The organism is Pseudoalteromonas galatheae (assembly GCF_005886105.2).
GTDB lineage: Bacteria > Pseudomonadota > Gammaproteobacteria > Enterobacterales > Alteromonadaceae > Pseudoalteromonas > Pseudoalteromonas galatheae.
This window is the reverse complement of sequence record NZ_PNCO02000002.1, coordinates 753,952-770,755: the sequence shown is the minus strand read 5'-3', so window position 1 is coordinate 770,755 and position 16,804 is coordinate 753,952. Positions and strand designations below refer to the sequence as shown.

18 protein-coding genes are annotated in these 16,804 nt (G+C 42.8%); 17 read left to right on the top strand and 1 reads right to left on the bottom strand.

Annotated elements, in window-relative coordinates; translation table 11 throughout:
* Positions 1-205 precede the first annotated feature (205 nt).
* The 10 genes from CWC29_RS21390 (at position 206) to CWC29_RS21345 (ending at position 11,891) form a co-directional block, all read left to right on the top strand.
* Positions 206-1,114 (top strand): GGDEF domain-containing protein, encoded by a 909-nt coding sequence (locus CWC29_RS21390; protein ID WP_138524389.1) that lies wholly within the window; start codon positions 206-208, stop codon positions 1,112-1,114.
* Positions 1,114-2,106, top strand: a complete 993-nt coding sequence (locus CWC29_RS21385) for a helix-turn-helix domain-containing protein (RefSeq protein ID WP_138524387.1) — start codon at positions 1,114-1,116, stop codon at positions 2,104-2,106. Before CWC29_RS21390 ends, CWC29_RS21385 begins: the two co-directional genes overlap by 1 nt.
* A gap of 396 nt (positions 2,107-2,502) precedes the next feature.
* On the top strand, positions 2,503-2,952 hold the full coding sequence (bufA2, locus tag CWC29_RS21380) for a BufA2 family periplasmic bufferin-type metallophore (RefSeq protein WP_128727397.1): 450 nt from the start codon (positions 2,503-2,505) through the stop codon (positions 2,950-2,952).
* Between the two features lie 85 nt (positions 2,953-3,037).
* The gene (gene bufB, locus CWC29_RS21375) at positions 3,038-3,868 is read left to right on the top strand and encodes an MNIO family bufferin maturase (RefSeq protein WP_138524385.1); all 831 of its coding nucleotides are present in this window, start codon (positions 3,038-3,040) and stop codon (positions 3,866-3,868) included.
* Positions 3,861-4,646, top strand: a complete 786-nt coding sequence (locus tag CWC29_RS21370; RefSeq protein ID WP_128727399.1) for an HvfC/BufC N-terminal domain-containing protein — start codon at positions 3,861-3,863, stop codon at positions 4,644-4,646. The genes bufB and CWC29_RS21370 overlap by 8 nt, the downstream gene beginning before the upstream one ends.
* Before the next feature lie 29 nt (positions 4,647-4,675).
* Positions 4,676-5,101 carry a hypothetical protein gene (locus tag CWC29_RS21365; protein ID WP_235956710.1) on the top strand — a complete coding sequence of 142 codons (426 nt, stop codon included), beginning with the start codon at positions 4,676-4,678 and terminating at the stop codon, positions 5,099-5,101.
* A gap of 529 nt (positions 5,102-5,630) precedes the next feature.
* Positions 5,631-7,496 carry a S8 family serine peptidase gene (locus CWC29_RS21360; RefSeq protein ID WP_138524381.1) on the top strand — a complete coding sequence of 622 codons (1,866 nt, stop codon included), beginning with the start codon at positions 5,631-5,633 and terminating at the stop codon, positions 7,494-7,496.
* 94 nt (positions 7,497-7,590) lie between these two features.
* The gene (locus CWC29_RS21355; RefSeq protein WP_128727401.1) at positions 7,591-8,433 is read left to right on the top strand and encodes a helix-turn-helix transcriptional regulator; all 843 of its coding nucleotides are present in this window, start codon (positions 7,591-7,593) and stop codon (positions 8,431-8,433) included.
* 64 nt (positions 8,434-8,497) lie between these two features.
* Positions 8,498-10,603: a TonB-dependent siderophore receptor gene (locus tag CWC29_RS21350; protein WP_138524379.1), complete on the top strand. Its 2,106-nt coding sequence runs from the start codon at positions 8,498-8,500 to the stop codon at positions 10,601-10,603.
* Positions 10,604-10,751: 148 nt separating this feature from the next.
* Positions 10,752-11,891 carry a PepSY-associated TM helix domain-containing protein gene (locus CWC29_RS21345; RefSeq protein ID WP_138524377.1) on the top strand — a complete coding sequence of 380 codons (1,140 nt, stop codon included), beginning with the start codon at positions 10,752-10,754 and terminating at the stop codon, positions 11,889-11,891.
* 70 nt (positions 11,892-11,961) lie between these two features.
* Here the strand turns inward: CWC29_RS21345 and CWC29_RS21340 are convergent, their stop codons facing one another.
* Complete coding sequence (locus tag CWC29_RS21340) at positions 11,962-12,396, bottom strand: hypothetical protein (RefSeq protein WP_128727404.1); 435 nt, start codon at positions 12,394-12,396, stop codon at positions 11,962-11,964.
* 359 nt (positions 12,397-12,755) lie between these two features.
* Here CWC29_RS21340 and CWC29_RS21335 point away from each other — a divergent pair, with 359 nt between their 5' ends.
* From CWC29_RS21335 to CWC29_RS21305, 7 genes are all read left to right on the top strand, one after another.
* Positions 12,756-13,472: an aspartate/glutamate racemase family protein gene (locus CWC29_RS21335; protein WP_138524399.1), complete on the top strand. Its 717-nt coding sequence runs from the start codon at positions 12,756-12,758 to the stop codon at positions 13,470-13,472.
* 110 nt (positions 13,473-13,582) lie between these two features.
* The gene (locus CWC29_RS21330) at positions 13,583-13,807 is read left to right on the top strand and encodes a DUF4177 domain-containing protein (protein WP_010369821.1); all 225 of its coding nucleotides are present in this window, start codon (positions 13,583-13,585) and stop codon (positions 13,805-13,807) included.
* Complete coding sequence (gene yidD / locus CWC29_RS21325; protein WP_138524375.1) at positions 13,800-14,024, top strand: membrane protein insertion efficiency factor YidD; 225 nt, start codon at positions 13,800-13,802, stop codon at positions 14,022-14,024. The genes CWC29_RS21330 and yidD overlap by 8 nt, the downstream gene beginning before the upstream one ends.
* Positions 14,025-14,043: 19 nt before the next feature.
* Entirely contained in the window at positions 14,044-14,430 is a 387-nt protein-coding gene (locus CWC29_RS21320) for a TM2 domain-containing protein (RefSeq protein ID WP_138524373.1), read from the top strand.
* Positions 14,393-15,166 carry a M48 family metallopeptidase gene (locus CWC29_RS21315; RefSeq protein WP_128727407.1) on the top strand — a complete coding sequence of 258 codons (774 nt, stop codon included), beginning with the start codon at positions 14,393-14,395 and terminating at the stop codon, positions 15,164-15,166. The genes CWC29_RS21320 and CWC29_RS21315 overlap by 38 nt, the downstream gene beginning before the upstream one ends.
* Before the next feature lie 161 nt (positions 15,167-15,327).
* Positions 15,328-16,083 (top strand): hypothetical protein, encoded by a 756-nt coding sequence (locus CWC29_RS21310; RefSeq protein WP_128727408.1) that lies wholly within the window; start codon positions 15,328-15,330, stop codon positions 16,081-16,083.
* A gap of 235 nt (positions 16,084-16,318) precedes the next feature.
* Positions 16,319-16,675, top strand: a complete 357-nt coding sequence (locus tag CWC29_RS21305; protein ID WP_128727409.1) for a hypothetical protein — start codon at positions 16,319-16,321, stop codon at positions 16,673-16,675.
* Positions 16,676-16,804 lie beyond the last annotated feature (129 nt).

Below are 16,804 nucleotides of genomic sequence, written 5' to 3'. Positions count from 1 at the left end.
AGCCGATATGACCCCCAAGCCTTTAGGGTTTTGTCAACGGTGCTTAACCTGAGCTATGTATATCAATCGGTTTGCTAGCTGCTGTTATGCAAAAATGTTGCGGTTTTTGTCATAAAAACATCGCCTTTACTGAGCTAAATTGACCCTATAAGCACCAAGCACAAATTTTTACTATGTCGCTCTACATTTTGACTAGACAATAAACATGAAACTTCAGCCTTTTTTAATTCATCAATCGCGGTGGTTGCTACTAGTACTACTCACACTAGTTGCCATTACCATCACGGCCTATACCTCAGTACTGCGACCGCTGTCGGACGTCAATTGGCTCGATAGCCTTGGTGAAGGCGGCCTCACGCTGATGACACTGATTTGGATTGCGGTGACCTTGCTCACTCGACCAAAAGGGCTCGTCACTAACCTACTGTTTGCAGGGTTGAGTGCCATGTATGTTTCTATGTTGTGGGATTTTTTAGATGAGATGGTGGTGTTCACGCCCCATTATTTAACCAGTTTTGAAGCGATCCCTGCTTGCTTTGGCATGGTACTGATGAGTATTTCAGCCTATTACTGGTACAAAGAACAAAGCATATTCAATCAAACCCTAATGAAAAAAGAGCGTTTTTATCGTGACCACAGCATGACCGACTTTGTCACCGGCCTCTACAGCGTAGAGTATATGCAAAATCAAGTTCGCCACGAACAATCTCGCCTTGCCAATGGCAATAGCCCATTTTGCTTAACGCTATTCGATATATGTGATTTTGCCGCTTATTCTCGCCAGCATGGTATGCAAAAAAGTAATCAGTTACTGCGCGATATTGCCGATATGCTCTCTCTGAGCATGCGTGAGAGTGATCTGCTATGTCGTTTTGCAGCTGATAAATTTGTGGTCGTTCACCCACAAACCAATCATGTTCAAGCCCAAGCTTTTGCCAACCGTGCGGCAGAATTTATCGCCCGCCATGCCAACTATGATGACGGTAAAAACCAGCCGCAATATAGTGCAGTGAGATGGAGTTGTATCGAAGTTGATGACAAACACTGCGAATTTGAATCTCTGATAGCAGCGCTTGTGAACGAGCTGAATCAGGCCAAGGAAGCCGCGGCTTAATGTCCTATTTTGAGTGCCAAACAAAACAACTTGCGAGTCGCTATTTTGCACTCCCCTTAGTGGAGCTGGCTTCTCAGCGCGGTGTACATGCAGACATCATTTTGAAAGGCAGTAAGTTGTTTTATACCGATCTGCACGCTAACCCAACCTTCATTAGTTATGAGCAGTTTGAAACAATAGTAAGCAACCTTATCAGTCAGGCGAGCTGTCAGGAAGTCAGTTTTATTTACGGCCAATACCTACTTAATACGCTAATCAGTCACCATGCCGAGCTGCTATTTAATTGCCACAACATACAGCAATTACTCAAAGTACTTCTGCTTAAAGGTTTGGATATACTGCCTTTTTACCACGTTAGAAAACTCCAGACAGAAACAAGCTGCCATTTACTGTTTTCACCCGCCATTGCAGAAGGTAAGCCTGCGGTCACGCGATTTTTATGCGAAACCATGGCAAGCCTTTGCTGTGGCTATCTTAAGTGGCGCAGCCCAGAAACCGCCTTGGCATTGCAGTTTCCGTATACAAAGCCAAAACAAGTCGCGCAATACTTAAGCCATATACATCTAACTTACAGCTTTAATCACAGTGATTTTGCCGTTGTAATGAGTAACCAAGCTTTAGCTCAGCAACAAATTGGCACTTTTCCTTATTTAGTGGCTCGGCAGTTAAAGGCCTTACCCTCACCACAGCGTGGTTTTCTCGCCCAACTGCATCGCTTACAATTAAAATATCCTAAATATCATAGTGAGCAAATCGCCGAAATAATGGGTATGAGCGCTGCAACTTTTAAACGCAAACTCAAGCTGCATAAGACTACTTTTATTAACGAAAAAGACAGGTTGCATCGTCAACAAGCCATGTTTTATGTGACTGAGCAAGGCTATTCCAATGAACAAATTGCAACCGCTTTACAGTTTAGCGACATCACTAATTTTCGCCGTGCCTTTAAGCGCTGGACGGGATTAACGCCTTCTTATTTTCGTAAAGTTTAACTTTATCCCCCATTTTTTCTTCTACACTGAAATGGATCTTGCGGTTACTAGGTCTTTTATAACGTGACTGCGTTTCGATAATCCCAGGGGCTGCTTACCTTTGCTGTTTTATTTTTGTTCTCCTGAGTGAGTTTTGATCGCGGCGCTCGACTTGCCGCATAGTGGGCTAAGCTAAAGTTGAGCAACAAAGAACGAAGCACACTCAGGTGAACCCGAAGGGCAGCGCTTGATTGCCATTTCTACTGTGTTATCGCCAGACTTACATAGAACAACTATGCTACGCTGGCTCTGCCTTGTATAAATGGCAATCAAACTGCTGCAAAAACAAACTTGAAAGATAAGCAGCCCCTTGGCCGAAGCTAAGCACGTTAATTGATAACAAAGAGGATTAAAAACATGAAAGCATTAACGGGCGCTGCAATGGCGATGATGGTTGCGGGTTTAGTGGGTTGTAATAGTACAGAGAATAATTCCACGAGTGCACAAGCTGCGACAGCTGAAACAGATTTAGTGCATTGTTATGATGTCAATGTTTGTGGTGGGCATAATGATTGTAAAACAGCGAGTAATGCCTGCTCAGGACAAGCTTCTTGCAAAGGCACCGGCTTTGTTGCGATGCCGAGTAAAGCATGTAGTGATGTCGGTGGCAATCAAAAAGACGCCTGGGTTGGCAGTGTCGCAAAGGCCGACCTTGTGCACTGTCACGATGTCAACGTTTGCGGAGGCCATAACGATTGTAAAACCGCAAGTAATGCTTGTGCGGGACACGCTTCTTGCAAAGGGACTGGATTTGTCAGCATGCCAGCAAAAGCTTGTGCTGATATTGGCGGCAAAGTGAAAAGCTAATAAGCGTTAACCTCGGCGCGTGTTTATCTATCAAGATTCTGATTGCAATAGATAAACGCGCACTATGCATTAAAAGAGCGCAATTATGTCAGTACCCTTTTTGGGCTTTGGTCTTGGCCTACGCACGTGTTATTTTGATTCTATTATCGATACTCGACCACAAGTGGACTGGTTTGAGGTTATCTCTGAAAATTACTTTGTCGACGGCGGCAAGCCTTGGTATTACCTCTCGCAGATTAAAGAGCACTACCCTATTGTGATGCATGGAGTGTCGATGTCGATAGGCAGCACTTCGCCCCTAGATATGAATTACCTTGCCCAACTTAAACGCACCATCGCACGGGTTGAACCCGAATGGGTGTCAGATCATCTCTGCTTTAGCAGCTTAGGCGAATTTAATAGCCATGATTTATTGCCACTTCCCTACACCGAAGAAGCGCTGATACATCTCACCGCAAGAATCAATCAAGTACAAGACTACCTTGAGCGTCCAATGATCTTCGAGAATGTCTCAAGTTATTTAAACTACAAACAATCTGAGCTGACAGAGTGGGCGTTTTTGAGCGAATTGCACCAGCGTACCGGATGTCAGTTATTGCTCGACATAAACAATGTATATGTAAGCTCGCGCAATCATCAATTTGACCCAATGACTTACCTAAACGCCATACCAACACAAGCGGTTGCTCAAATCCACTTGGCTGGCCATAGTGATTTTGGGACGCATATTGTTGATACTCATGACCAACCCATTTGTGAAGAGGTGTGGAGTTTATATCGACAATACACCCAAAATAGATCCCCCATTAACACCATGATTGAGCGTGATGATAATTTTCCTGAACTCGCTGGATTGTTACAAGAGCTGAACTTGGCCAAAGGAATAGCCCCTAGCAGTTGGAGAACATATGGCTGATCTCGTCGCGCTGCAACACGCCTTTATTGCGATGCTAAAAGGCGATGACAGCCAGTTAATGGCTGAAATTGAATATCAAAACGGCCTAAATGTCGCGCAACGTGCGCAAATATACACTAACGCTTACCACATCAGATTAAAAAAAGTGCTAGAACAAGATCATGAAATGCTTGGCTTTTATTTAGGTGATGCACTGTTTGATGAGATGTTTTCGGGCTATCTAGAGCACTTTCCTTCGCGTTCGACTTCATTGCGCCAGTTTGGCGATGCGCTTCCTGAATATTTAAGTCAATTTGAGCCATTTAAACGCTACCCTATTCTCACTGAAATTGCACAATTTGAGCGTACATTACTCAGTGCTTTTGACGCAGAAGATGCGCCTCAATTGGGACTGGTGCACCTACAAAAAATTGCAGCTGCACAATTTCCAAACTTGCAGTTTACCCTGCACCCCAGCGTTCACTTATTGGGATTTACACATAATGCGGTCGACAGCTGGCAAGCGTTAAAGAACAGTACACCAGTTCCTGAAGTGTCGATAAAGCCAAACTACTGGATACTCGCCAGAGAGCGCGATATGCGCACTGGGTATCACTCGTTAACGGAAGCAGAATTTGCTTGTCTACAAAGCATGAACAATGCGCTGCCTTTTAGCTTTGTCTGTGAATACGCGGCCGAGCAAAGTGATGATCTAGCACAAGGCACGGCTATGGTGATGCAGTTGCTACAAAAAGGGCTTAACTTGGGATGGTTTAGTGGCTTTAAAGTTGCCATATAACCAAGATATTCAACAAATCGGCGCAGAAAATGAAGATCAAAGAAAAGTTAAAGCTGTATCAGTTAAGTTTAATAGTGAGCATGGCTTTCGCCTTGGTTGGCTTTTCTTACAATATCTGGCGCTTAGAAGAGACTGAGCGAAACAATAATATCCGTACCGCTTGCTTCGAAATGCTGAAAGAGCTCGCCGAGCTCGAGCAGCTGATTTATCTTTCTCATTACGATAAAGACATGATCAATGGTAATCCGCGCAAAGGGTGGATTAAAGTCGGTTTGCTCAATGACTTTAGCTACCTGACTAATGAAGCTATAAAACTAGAAGCATCCACGCTGAGTATGACATGGAGTGAAAACTGGCAATCAATTCAGACAGAGCCTCAATCAGTAACATTGTTAGTCCAAAACATCGACGAAGTGAGAGGAGAAATCAAAATACTGTTGAGCGATTTAGACTAGCGCCGCGCTCTACTCGCCCTAATACCTTTTCTAGAGGGGGAGCTTATCTAGCTCTATATTTGCTCGAACCACCTCTTCATAGGGGAGCCACACCACAACCTAAAATGTAAAGATAAATTAACAAAATTCATATTCATCATGCTTGTTTGAATTTTTCATACCTATTTATTTCACCTTTTTCGCAGTCTTACCTTCTTTCCAAAATAGAAACTAACCACCTGTATTTATTGATAATATGCAAAGAAATAAATAAATATCTCATTCAATTTAGAAGCTAATTTATGCACTAAGAAATGTATTGTAAATTTTTTTTGTATTTTTTGTTTATTTTTTAAGCTTTACTTCTATCCTAGTGTAACCAGTCGAAATTATGTGCAATTTTCATTTAGCTGGTGTTGTTCATTAACTTAAAACAAACGCAACCAAGCGTTGAACTTTGGTGAATAACGCGTCTACAGCAGCTAGATAAGTTCATAACCTTGAGATTGGTAAACACAATTAAACAAAACAACATGCAAGGAACAACAAAATGCGTAAATTAAGTGCTATTAGTTTTGCAGTATTAGCGGGTTTGACTTCAGTCAACGCACAAGCCGCTAAAATACTTAACGTAGAATCAAACAAAGCAATTAAAGATCAATACATCGTTGTATTTAGCACCCCTTCAGTCCTTAACGTTCAAAACAGCAAAGCAATTGCGGCCTTCGCTAATAAGCAGGCAAAAGCGTTAGAAAACAAACATAACGTAAGCATTACAAAAGAATTTGGTGGTGTACTAAATGGTGTGGTCATTAATGCATCTGCAAAACAACTAAAAGGGCTTCTTAATAACCCTAATATTGACTATATCGAACAAGACCAAATGGTTACAGTGACCCCCGCTATCACAGCAAGCGGCGACCAAGCTAATCCAACTTGGGGTTTAGATCGCGTAGATCAACGTAATCTACCACTAAACTCAAACTACCATTATGATTTTGATGGTACTGGCGTAACGGCCTATGTTATCGATACAGGTGTTCGCATTAGCCACAATGAATTTGGTAACCGTGCATCACATGGTTATGATTTTGTTGATAATGACAATGATGCAACAGACTGTAACGGTCATGGTACCCATGTTGCTGGCACAATCGGTGGCGGTGAATATGGGGTAGCGAAAAACGTCAATATCGTTGGCGTAAGAGTATTGGGTTGTAACGGCTCGGGTTCATATTCAGGCGTTATCTCTGGTATCGATTGGGTTAAAAACAATGCATCAGGCCCATCCGTTGCTAACATGAGTTTGGGTGGTGGTGTTTCTCAAGCGGTTGATGACGCAGTAAATAACGCAGTTGCCTCAGGCGTTAGCTTTGTTGTTGCGGCGGGTAATGACAATAGCAATGCCTGTAATTACTCACCTGCACGTGCAGCTGATGCAATCACTGTGGGTTCAACCACCAGCAGCGATGCCCGCTCAAGCTTCTCAAACTATGGGAACTGTCTAGATATTTATGCGCCGGGTTCAAGTATTACTTCAGCTTGGCATAACTCAGATACATCAACCAATACCATCAGTGGTACTTCGATGGCCGCGCCGCACGTTGCGGGTGCTGTTGCGCTATATTTGGATGAAAACCCAAGTCTAAGCCCATCACAAATTGATAGCTTGCTGAGCCAACGCTCATCAAAAGGTAAAGTCTCTAATCCACAAAGCGGTTCGCCTAATGAACTACTATACACGCTCGCAGGTGGTACGGATCCGGACCCAGATCCTGATCCAATCACAGAGTTAGTTAACGGCCAAGGCGTCAGTACATCTGGTGCATCTGGTCAGCAAACCTTCTATAAGTTGGTTGTTCCAGCAGGCGCAAGCGCACTGAACTTCTCACTTGCTGGTGGTACTGGTGATGCCGACCTGTATGTACAGCAAGGCACACAACCAACGCTGAATAGTTACGCTTGCCGCCCTTATAAAAACGGTAACAATGAATCATGCGATTTCACTAATCCGACTGCTGGTGATTGGTACGTGATGCTAAATGGTTACTCTGCGTATGCAAATGCAACGCTCACAGGCACTTATTCATCAGATCCTGGCGGCTGTGGTAGCAACTGCTTAGAAAATGGCATTCCAGTAAGTGGTTTGGCTGGTTCATCTGGCCAAGAGTTGCTATACACCATTGACGTCCCGGCCAATGTAACATTAACAGTAGCAAGTTCTGGCGGCTCTGGCGATGCAGATTTGTATGTTCGTAAAGGTGCAGCGCCTACAACATCAACCTATGACTGTCGTCCGTTCTTAAATGGTAATAACGAGTCTTGTAGTTTAAGTTCAGGCCAAGGCGCAACCTATTACATCAAATTGCGTGGCTACTCTAGCTTCTCTGGCGTAACACTTGTTGCGAGCCACTAAACTAAATTAGTTACAAATAAATCTCATTTCGTTTGGGGTTTATTGAAAAAACAAGTACAGTGGTGGCTCGTTTGAGCCGCCATTTTTGTTTTTAATGAGTATTGTATTAGATCTTTACAGCCAATTATTACATCAAGGGTTTTATGACCATGTATCTGACGGTGAGCTACACAACGAAGTACCACTCACCTGTAGTAGCATCTCGCAAGTAAAACTCGATGGTATTATTTACCATCGCTCTGCGCAAACTGCGGCGATGATGCCTGAAAACTATGGTAGTTTGATCCTTATCACTGAAGGAAGTGGTTGGTGGTTGACTGAACAGTCTTTACAGCGTGCTGATCTAACGCAGCTAATCTATCTTGAAGCAAATCAAAAACATGTGTTTCACCTTCCTACACAATACCTCGCTGTTAGCTTCAACTTTCCAATCAATTGGCTAGCCTCTCGAACCGGCAAACGACTTCAGCATGGTCAAGCGCTGACCATTCCCTTTGGCCTAGCAACATTATTCAAAAGCGCCTTAACCGCCACAACGTTAAATTTAACAGCGGCAAAATGGCTAGAAGATGAAATTGTATTGCATCTAAGTGCTTGCCAGCCGACCCAATTACCAAGGTCGCCGCTAGCGGAGTTAAAACAGCTCATCTCTACACATGCAAATGATGAAGCATTTTGTATCGACATGCTATGTGACCATTCAGGCTGGTCAAAACGTTATATTCACAAACTATTTGCCGCGTCTGATCTGAGTGCCAGTGAATATCTTATCCGCACTAGGCTCACTCATGCTTATTTTGAGTTACTTAATAGCTCTGCATCATTAAATCAAATCGCTATTGATAGCGGATTTAAAAATCAGGCGCACTTCAGCCGTCGTTTTAAGCAATTATTTTCTCTTTCACCCAAGCAAATTTCACAACGAGTGCACTCTTAGACAAAACTGAACCGTGCAAATATATATAATAAGAATCACTCTCATTATCCATAGTAGTAGAACAATGAAAATTAACACGCTCTATGCTGCAATGTGCCTCTCACTGCTTTCTCAAACCACCAGCGCCAATGAAGGCCAAAAAGATGAGTTAGAAAGGATAGAAGTTCAAGGTAGCCAATATAAAAGTACCGGAACAAAGTCGTCTTTAGCACCAATCAACGCGCCCTTTTCTATTTCTCATATAGATCAAGATACCCTGCAGCTACGCCAAGCTGACTCGGTCAATGCTGCGTTACGCTATGTTTCTGGTATCACACCAGAAAGCCGCAGCACGGTCACCATTTTTGACCAATACACTATTCGCGGTTTTGAATCTTATCGAAACTATTACGATGGCCTAGAACTGCAATCCAATAACCTTTGGAATTTATACCCTCAAGTTGATGCCTTTGCCACCGACACCATTGAGGTGCTAAAAGGCCCAGCATCAGTACTTTATGGCTCAGCACCGCCAGGTGGCATGGTGAACCAAATCGCAAAGCTTGCTAATGGCACTGAGCAAACACAGGTTCGCCTGAGAGTCGGTAGTAGAGCGCTCAGAGAAATCGGCGTTGATCATGGCGGTGTTATCTCTGATGAATTGAGCTATCGTGCCATTGCGCTATCAAGAACAAGTGATGGCCAGCAAAAAACAACGGAAGAAGAACGCACTGTATTTGCACCTTCGCTGCGCTGGCAACCGAACCATGATACGGCGTTAACTGCACAGCTTTATTACCAAGACGATCCCAAAGCCATACCATCTACTCCCTTACATAGTGTTGGTACGCTCACGCGTGCAAGTTACGGTTATCTAGATGCCGATGCATTTGCAGGCGATATCAATTGGGCTAATTTTGATAGGACAACGCTAATGGCAGGGCTAAAGCTGGAACACAGTTTGTCTAACAATTGGTCTTTGTTTGCCAACTGGCGTTACACCGATGCAGAAGGCCTGCAGCAAAATACCTACAACCAAAACTTAATAGCAGATAGCGATACCATACTTGCCCGTTCAGCATATAAAACCGATGAAACGCAACACGGCTATGTTTTAGACAACCAATTGTCGACTCACTTTACGGTTGGCGATTCATCACATCACTTGCTCTTGGGTTTTGAATACAAGACATTAACCTCTACAGTAGGATACTGGGATACACTCGGGACAGGCACACCAAGTATTAATCTAGCAGCGCCCAATTATGCAGCGTTTGATATAAGCGCTTTACCACTTAACTTTTATACCGAAGCGCACGATATTGAACAAAGTAACCGCGCGCTTTACGTCCAAGACGAAGTGACAATATCAGCGCTAACTCTATTAGCTGGTCTTAGATACGACAGTTTCACCAGTGATGTTATTGCTGACAAAAACTACGCAGGCACCGAGTGGCAAACGGAATCAACTATTGATGACACCCAACTCACCGGAAGAATTGCCGCACTTTATCAGCTGGATTCTGGTTGGCGACCTTACGTAAGCTATAGTCAGTCATTTGAGCCAATTGCAGGAGAAGATAGCGCAACTCAACAAGCCTTCAAGCCAACTGAAGCAGAACAATGGGAACTTGGCGTTAAATATCAATCTCGCGATACGCAGCTAACATTTGCGGTATTTGATCTCACTAAGCAGAACGAAATAATTAACAGCAAAGACTTTGTCACGAAAACCCAAGCTGGTGAAATCCAGTCAAAAGGTATTGAGCTCGAGGCTTCTCACACCTTTAACGAACAGGTTGATGTGCAGTTCAATGCCACGCATCTAGACCAGAAAGTCACTAAAAATGAATTAGACCAAGATTTGGTAGGTAAACGCTTGGTGTGGGTTGCAGATAACACCGCTTCGCTTTGGATAAACTATTATCCAAGCCTGCTAGACGCACTAAAAGTGAGTGTTGGTACTCGGTATGTTGGCGAGAGTTATGTTGGCAAATACAACTCAGATACCGTGCCATCCTATACCTTATTCGACATCGCCTTTGATTATGAACTCAGCGAGCAAGCCAGGATCACCTTTAGCGTTAGTAACCTCAGTGACAAGCGTTACGTTGGCGCATGTTATGACGAAAGCAACTGCTGGATGGGTGCTGAGCGTAAAGCCGATATCGGTCTTCACTACCGCTTTTAGTCACTCATATAGGAGAGTTTACGGAAGGACATAGACTGAAAGATTTAAACGGACACCCACCTTAATGCGCCTGCAAGCATTAAGGTGGGTGTCCCTGTTAATTCATCTCTTTGTTCATTCTTATTTAGCTTTAAATCAAAGGAAAACAATGCGTAAAACACTATTTAAATGGCACAGTGCAATGGCATTAATCGCGATATTACCGCTCGCCGTTATGTCAGTCACAGGTAGCATGTTGGTGTTTAAATTCGAGATAGATAGCCTATTACTTCCAACACAAGCGACATTGACTTACCAGGATCAAGACGTCCAACGTCAGCCCATGAAGGCGCTCGTTAACTATGTCGCAGACATCCATCCAAATTATGAAATTGGTAGCTGGGAAATATTCGATGACGGCTACGAAGCTGATCGAGTCTATTTATTAAAGCATGGCACAGACACGTGGTTTAAAACGTATCTAGATCCGTACGCAGGCAAAATGCTAAGCGAGCCTGTGGGTATTCACAGCGACTTTACTGATTTTATTCTCCACCTACATTACACCTTACTACTTGATGATGTGAGCAAAACCTTTCCACACATGGGTGTCGTTATCGGTTTAGTTGTTGCCATACTTTTTACTTTGCTTGGTGTGTCCGGCTTAGTGATATACAGGCGCTTTTGGCGGCGATTCTTTAGCTTTAGACGACAAGCTCCTCGACTCGTCGTTATGAGCGACCTGCATAAGGTAATTGGTATATGGAGTGCGCCGGTATTACTCGCGCTTGGCATTACTGGCGTTTACTTTAATGCAGTGGAGTATTACCACGAGGCTTTTGAGCATCAAGAAGATGAGCACCATATTGTCACTCACACAATGTTTAACCACGCATTAGATTTTGATGCCATGATGACCCAAAGCCATCGTGCGGTTGACGGACTTAAACCGACCTACTGGCTATTTCCATTTGAGCCAGAGCAAACCAACATTACCATTTTTGGCAGCGTGGCCGATGCCAACCCGTTCATTAGTAACTATGCAGCAACGGTTAGCTTTGATGCGCAATCTGGTAAACAAACCTTTGCCTACGATATTCGAACGGCGTCTACTTTAGACAGGGTAATTGACAGTTTTAGAAAACTCCACTTTGGCCACTTTGCAGGGCTTACCAGTAAAATAATTTGGTGCATTATGGGACTCGCCCCCGTATTACTTGGTTTTACCGGGCTATATTTATGGTGGAAAAGAAAGCGCAAAAGACACAAGAGTAAGAAAAACCGGAAGGTAACACCTCTAATGAGTTAACACATTTGCCGTCAGGAGTTATAACCGAACTTGAAGTAACAGGGAGCAATATAAAGCTCCCTTTATCTTCTTAGAAGCGATAGCCTAAATGAAGACCAACCAACGCTTTTGTATCAGTGTCGCCGATATTTGCAAAAGATCCGCCTTCATCCTCTCGCCTAACACCCGCGCTGCCACCCCAAGTCCAACCTGGTTTATCTGCCCCCTGAGTAAAATAGTTATACGTTAGTGCAGCAAAGCCTTTTTCACTTGTTATTGCCTCACTTCCTAACACTAAGCCTATCGTGTGTTTACGGTCTGCAGTAAGCACGTATTGATAACCCAAGGCACCTCCAACTAAACCTATTGAGGCAAACATGACATGGTCACCTGTTGTTTTCGAGAGTTTTAGCCCAAGTACGCCACCATATTGATAACCGCCACCCACTGCAATTTCTGCGTTTGCAGAAGCCGAACATAGAAGCGTTATGCTTGCCACCAATGTAGCGAAAAGTTTAACCAACATTCTTACTTTCCCTTTTTGTTTTCAAAAAGGAAACATTAATAACCCAATATGACTTTGTCAACTTTAACAATGTGACAATTTCACTTTGTCTGAGCAAGTTTGCAAATGGGCGAGTTATATTAATAATACGTGCTCTTTGAAGCAGGAAATAACTTTCTACGCTCCGCTCTCTCATCCTGAGATCTCAAGGTACTTTCATTTCTATAGTCAAGCCAAACACTTTGCTATTCAGCCCTTCTAAGTGAAAAACTTCTAACGAACCTGATACGCTATTTTACCCATTAAATTAATTATAGCGGTAATTCTATTAATATCAGATGCGCTATATTAGTCTTACGGCTAATAGAGGAGTCAATATGATGAGACAACTTGGGCTAATTGGCGGCATGAGTTGGGAGTCAACACAAAGCTACTACCAGCTTATCAACCAAACCGTTAAAGCAAAGCTTGGCGGGCTACACAGTGCCAAGCTTTGCTTGTATAGCGTCGACTTTGCCGAAATTGCTGAGCTACAAACAGCTGGTGATTGGCAAAGAATGACCACCATTTTGGCAGGTGCGGCTACTTCGTTGAAGCTTGCAGGCTCTGATGCCATTGTGATCTGTACCAACACTATGCATAAAATTTCAGGTGAAATTAGCGCAGCGTCAGGATTGCCTGTACTGCATATTGCCGACGCAACCGCGAAGCGACTTAAAGATGACGGCGTAAAACGCATCGCGCTGTTAGGTACGAGATTTACGATGCAGCAAGACTTTTATAAAGCACGATTACAAGACCTTCATGGCATTGAGGTCATAACACCTGATGGGGACCAACAAGCTTTAGTTCACAACATCATTTATGACGAATTATGTCGCGGTGAAGTCAACGCAAGCTCAAGGCAAACTTATCTAGACATCATCAATTCACTCTATCAACAAGGGGCTGAAGGGATTATTTTAGGTTGCACAGAAATAGGTTTGCTCGTTCAGCAAGGGCATACTCAAGTCCCTCTTTATGACACGACTAAACTTCATGCCGAAGCCGTTGTAGAGTGGTCGCTCGGGGCAACATCTTGCTTTATTCATGAGTAATATCAAACTTTGTTGTAATTAAAAAAATAACAACGAAATCGCTATTGTCGCGATTACTTGGCTACTATAGAATTAAATCTCACTTATTCTAATTAAATCAGGGATGTATTATGACCCAATACGACGAATATAAAGTTATCCATGTAGTTGAAGGTGGCTGCGGCACACTGTTACTTGGCTCAAGTGGATTACCGTTAAAAAAGCTTGAAGCAACTTTAAATATGGAAGCGCAAGATGGCTGGCAACTTGTTTTCCAAGTTATCGAAAACAAACGTTTTATGTTATTTTGGAGCCGCGAAGCCGTGATTTTAACACTGGGCCGTAAGCGTGCTTAAACACTTTGCTCTGTCTGCCATTCGCCGCTATCAAGCGAATGGTGGAGCAAAAGCCCACTTCAATATAAGTTGTAACTTTACGCCGTCATGTTCTGAATATACTTATCAAGCAATCGAAAAGTACGGCTTCTTTAAAGGCGTGCGTATCGGCTTTTGTCGGATTAGGCGCTGCAATGACCCAGATTGTATTGAAGTAAAGTCAGATCCCCTACCGTAACCTAATCCTAGGAGTTTGCATGGACGAAATAGCATTAAGAGAACAAGAAGAGGCGTTGAGAAACCAAGTTGCTCAGCTAAGTCCTGAAGCGCGCAAGCAGTACTACCAACTGGAAGAACAGCTAGTAAAAGATCCTGATACCTACGCGGTACTCAATTACTTTTTTGCCGCAGGTTTACATCACTTTTATCTAGGAAAAACAGCACGAGGTGCAATTAACCTCACTTTAATGCTATTAGGGCTTGTGTTTATTCTCTTTTATGGCTGGATACTACTAATTTTAGTGTGTTTAATTGAGCTACCTCAGTTATTTAATAGCCAAAAAATAGTGAGAAAATACAACATCGATGTGATGCGAGAAGTACTAGATGAGCTCAAAGATACACAGCAGAATCAAACAGTCTAAGCAAACTCATTGGCTTTGGATTATAGCGGCCACGGTTGTGGTCGTTTTATTTAGTGGTTATCAGTTTTATACCAAAGGTGTGCCTTACTTCGCTGAAGAAATCTCAGCCTCATTGCCCAAACCAATCTACCAAGTCATCGACGAAGGTAGCCTAAACGAGCTGGATAATTCGGAATTCTCTGAATCAAAATTAAGTGAAATCAAACAGCAAGAGACCCGAGCCCTATTTGTCTCATTGCTTGGCGCCAATGCATCGAGTGAACGTGAGTTTAAACTTGAACTTAGGCAGTGGAAAGATAAAGCCAACGCCATGGCTCTGGCCAATGGTACCATTGTGATCACAGACAACATGGTCGAACTGGCAACAACTCAGCAAGAGCTTAGTGCTGTGTTACTCCACGAGATTGGTCATGTGGAGCATAATCACGTAATGGAATCACTTGTAAGCTCGTCTATCGTATTTGTCAGTTTGAGTGTCGTATTGGGTGACATCTCTGCGCTATCAGATCTTATGATGCAAGGCGCAATGTTAGGTATCAACCAAAATTACTCTCAACAAGCTGAGCTCGAGGCTGATTTGTACGCACAAGAAAAGCTAATTGCGCTGTATGGTAATAGTAATGCGATGATCTCTATATTCGAAAAACTCGCAAAAGAAAGCGACGAACAGCATAGTTGGTTAAGCACACACCCAAGCTTTGAGCAACGCATCGAGCAGCTCAAACAAACCCCGTGACCCGTAAACGAAAATAGCACTGAGATACCAAAAAATTGTTAAATCCCCCTGCAAACAACAGTGATTATTTCCTTTTACCGTACAACCCTATTACATTTTTTAACTTGCCATCGCTGTTTCTAAGTTGGAAAATCTGCCTTTAAATGAATCACGGGTAAAAAATGAAATCAACCAAATCTTCTCTGTTACTTATAACCGCAGCCAGTATCAGCACATTGCTTACGGCTTGTACATCTGAGACAGAATCTGATCTGCTGAAAACAAATGCAATTAGTGCCGATATATCAATAACTTCAAATGGAGAGAGAGCCCGAATTGTGGCTGAGCTAAACGTCGGGGACTCGTTCGGCTCTAATGTAAACTTAAGCGAAGGCGATACACTAAGAGCGATCGTAAATGGTCAGACAATCCAATTGACTAAAGATACTGACATTCTAGATATTGATTACGAGGGCAGATCCTCAGTTGTAACTGGTAACAGCCTATATACGATCCAGTTAGATCGCAAGAAAGAAGCAAATGCTTCAGCGTCTGTTGAGCTTCCTTTGGGCTTTTTGGTACTTACCCCCGAAGCAAAGAAAACTTTTCGATATGATGAAAATATTGAAATTCATATTGATGGAATAGACTCAGCTAGTGACGCATCCCTTATCGTTAACTATGCATGTTCAAATAATACGGGCGGGTTAGTGACTGGCTCTTTCTCAACACAGTTTGGAAACTCGACCAACAATACATTCAATGCAAAAAGCGCTGGCCTCATAGATCTAGAACAGATTACAACTTCAAAACCATGTGAATTTGACATGGAAATTCAGAGAGTTAGAACAGGTCATTTTAACGGTGAACTTAAAGAAAATAGCTTGATTAGAGGTATCCAATCAAGAGTTATTAGAGATCTGAAATTTACTTTCTAATTTACATAATTTTTAAGTCGCTATACGTATTTCAAAAAAGGTGGAATAACTCCACCTTGACCCAAAACCTGAGTTCATATTGGATAATAAACAGCCTTTCTTAACTTTTTAGTATCGCTACGCCACAGGCTTTTATAATCAGCGCTCATTTATCGTCTCCGATACGCTTCACTTATATAAAATTATTCCCTACAATGTGCAGCAGTTTCGAGTTGAGATTATTATGTGTAAGGGAATGTCAAAACTACTTATTATGATGACAATCTTGGTTGCCTTTGTTGGGCAAGCATTAGCATCTCCCTTTTTTGTACCTGATGATGACATTATTATCACGCAATCAATCACATTTGAATCTCAAAACGAATACCAGCAAGGTGCAGATGATTGTTGTGACACAGATTGCTGCGAAAACGATTGCATTTGCCCAGAAAACACCTGTGCAACCTTTGCATACATTCCTATAAACCCTATTTCCTCAGAACTCATTCGTTTTGGTGGTCCTGTACGATCGACTCCGACTCCAGATATTCATAGTATTGCGACCTCATTCTATCGGCCTCCTATTTTACCGCTTAGGCTACAGCCAAACTAAATTCTTACTAAAAATTTAATTTATATGCTGCGAAAGTTATACCAATTGACTTAATTAAGCGGTTTATTTTGAGGCGAAAAAATCTTGTCGATAACACAGCTACCGCACCCTGCTATCGCCAAGGTATCT

Bases quoted from the DNA above. Each gene is read 5' to 3' on its own strand.
- CWC29_RS21330 (WP_010369821.1), top strand. From the start codon at position 13,583: ATGACCCAATACGACGAATATAAAGTTATCCATGTAGTTGAAGGTGGC.
- CWC29_RS21315 (WP_128727407.1), top strand. From the start codon at position 14,393: ATGAGCTCAAAGATACACAGCAGAATCAAACAGTCTAAGCAAACTCAT.
- CWC29_RS21390 (WP_138524389.1), top strand. From the start codon at position 206: ATGAAACTTCAGCCTTTTTTAATTCATCAATCGCGGTGGTTGCTACTA.
- CWC29_RS21320 (WP_138524373.1), top strand. From the start codon at position 14,044: ATGGACGAAATAGCATTAAGAGAACAAGAAGAGGCGTTGAGAAACCAA.
- CWC29_RS21385 (WP_138524387.1), top strand. From the start codon at position 1,114: ATGTCCTATTTTGAGTGCCAAACAAAACAACTTGCGAGTCGCTATTTT.
- CWC29_RS21360 (WP_138524381.1), top strand. From the start codon at position 5,631: ATGCGTAAATTAAGTGCTATTAGTTTTGCAGTATTAGCGGGTTTGACT.
- CWC29_RS21370 (WP_128727399.1), top strand. From the start codon at position 3,861: ATGGCTGATCTCGTCGCGCTGCAACACGCCTTTATTGCGATGCTAAAA.
- bufA2 (WP_128727397.1), top strand. From the start codon at position 2,503: ATGAAAGCATTAACGGGCGCTGCAATGGCGATGATGGTTGCGGGTTTA.
- CWC29_RS21335 (WP_138524399.1), top strand. From the start codon at position 12,756: ATGAGACAACTTGGGCTAATTGGCGGCATGAGTTGGGAGTCAACACAA.
- CWC29_RS21310 (WP_128727408.1), top strand. From the start codon at position 15,328: ATGAAATCAACCAAATCTTCTCTGTTACTTATAACCGCAGCCAGTATC.
- CWC29_RS21345 (WP_138524377.1), top strand. From the start codon at position 10,752: ATGCGTAAAACACTATTTAAATGGCACAGTGCAATGGCATTAATCGCG.
- CWC29_RS21355 (WP_128727401.1), top strand. From the start codon at position 7,591: ATGAGTATTGTATTAGATCTTTACAGCCAATTATTACATCAAGGGTTT.
- CWC29_RS21350 (WP_138524379.1), top strand. From the start codon at position 8,498: ATGAAAATTAACACGCTCTATGCTGCAATGTGCCTCTCACTGCTTTCT.
- CWC29_RS21365 (WP_235956710.1), top strand. From the start codon at position 4,676: ATGAAGATCAAAGAAAAGTTAAAGCTGTATCAGTTAAGTTTAATAGTG.
- bufB (WP_138524385.1), top strand. From the start codon at position 3,038: ATGTCAGTACCCTTTTTGGGCTTTGGTCTTGGCCTACGCACGTGTTAT.
- CWC29_RS21340 (WP_128727404.1), bottom strand. From the start codon at position 12,396: ATGTTGGTTAAACTTTTCGCTACATTGGTGGCAAGCATAACGCTTCTA.
- CWC29_RS21305 (WP_128727409.1), top strand. From the start codon at position 16,319: ATGTCAAAACTACTTATTATGATGACAATCTTGGTTGCCTTTGTTGGG.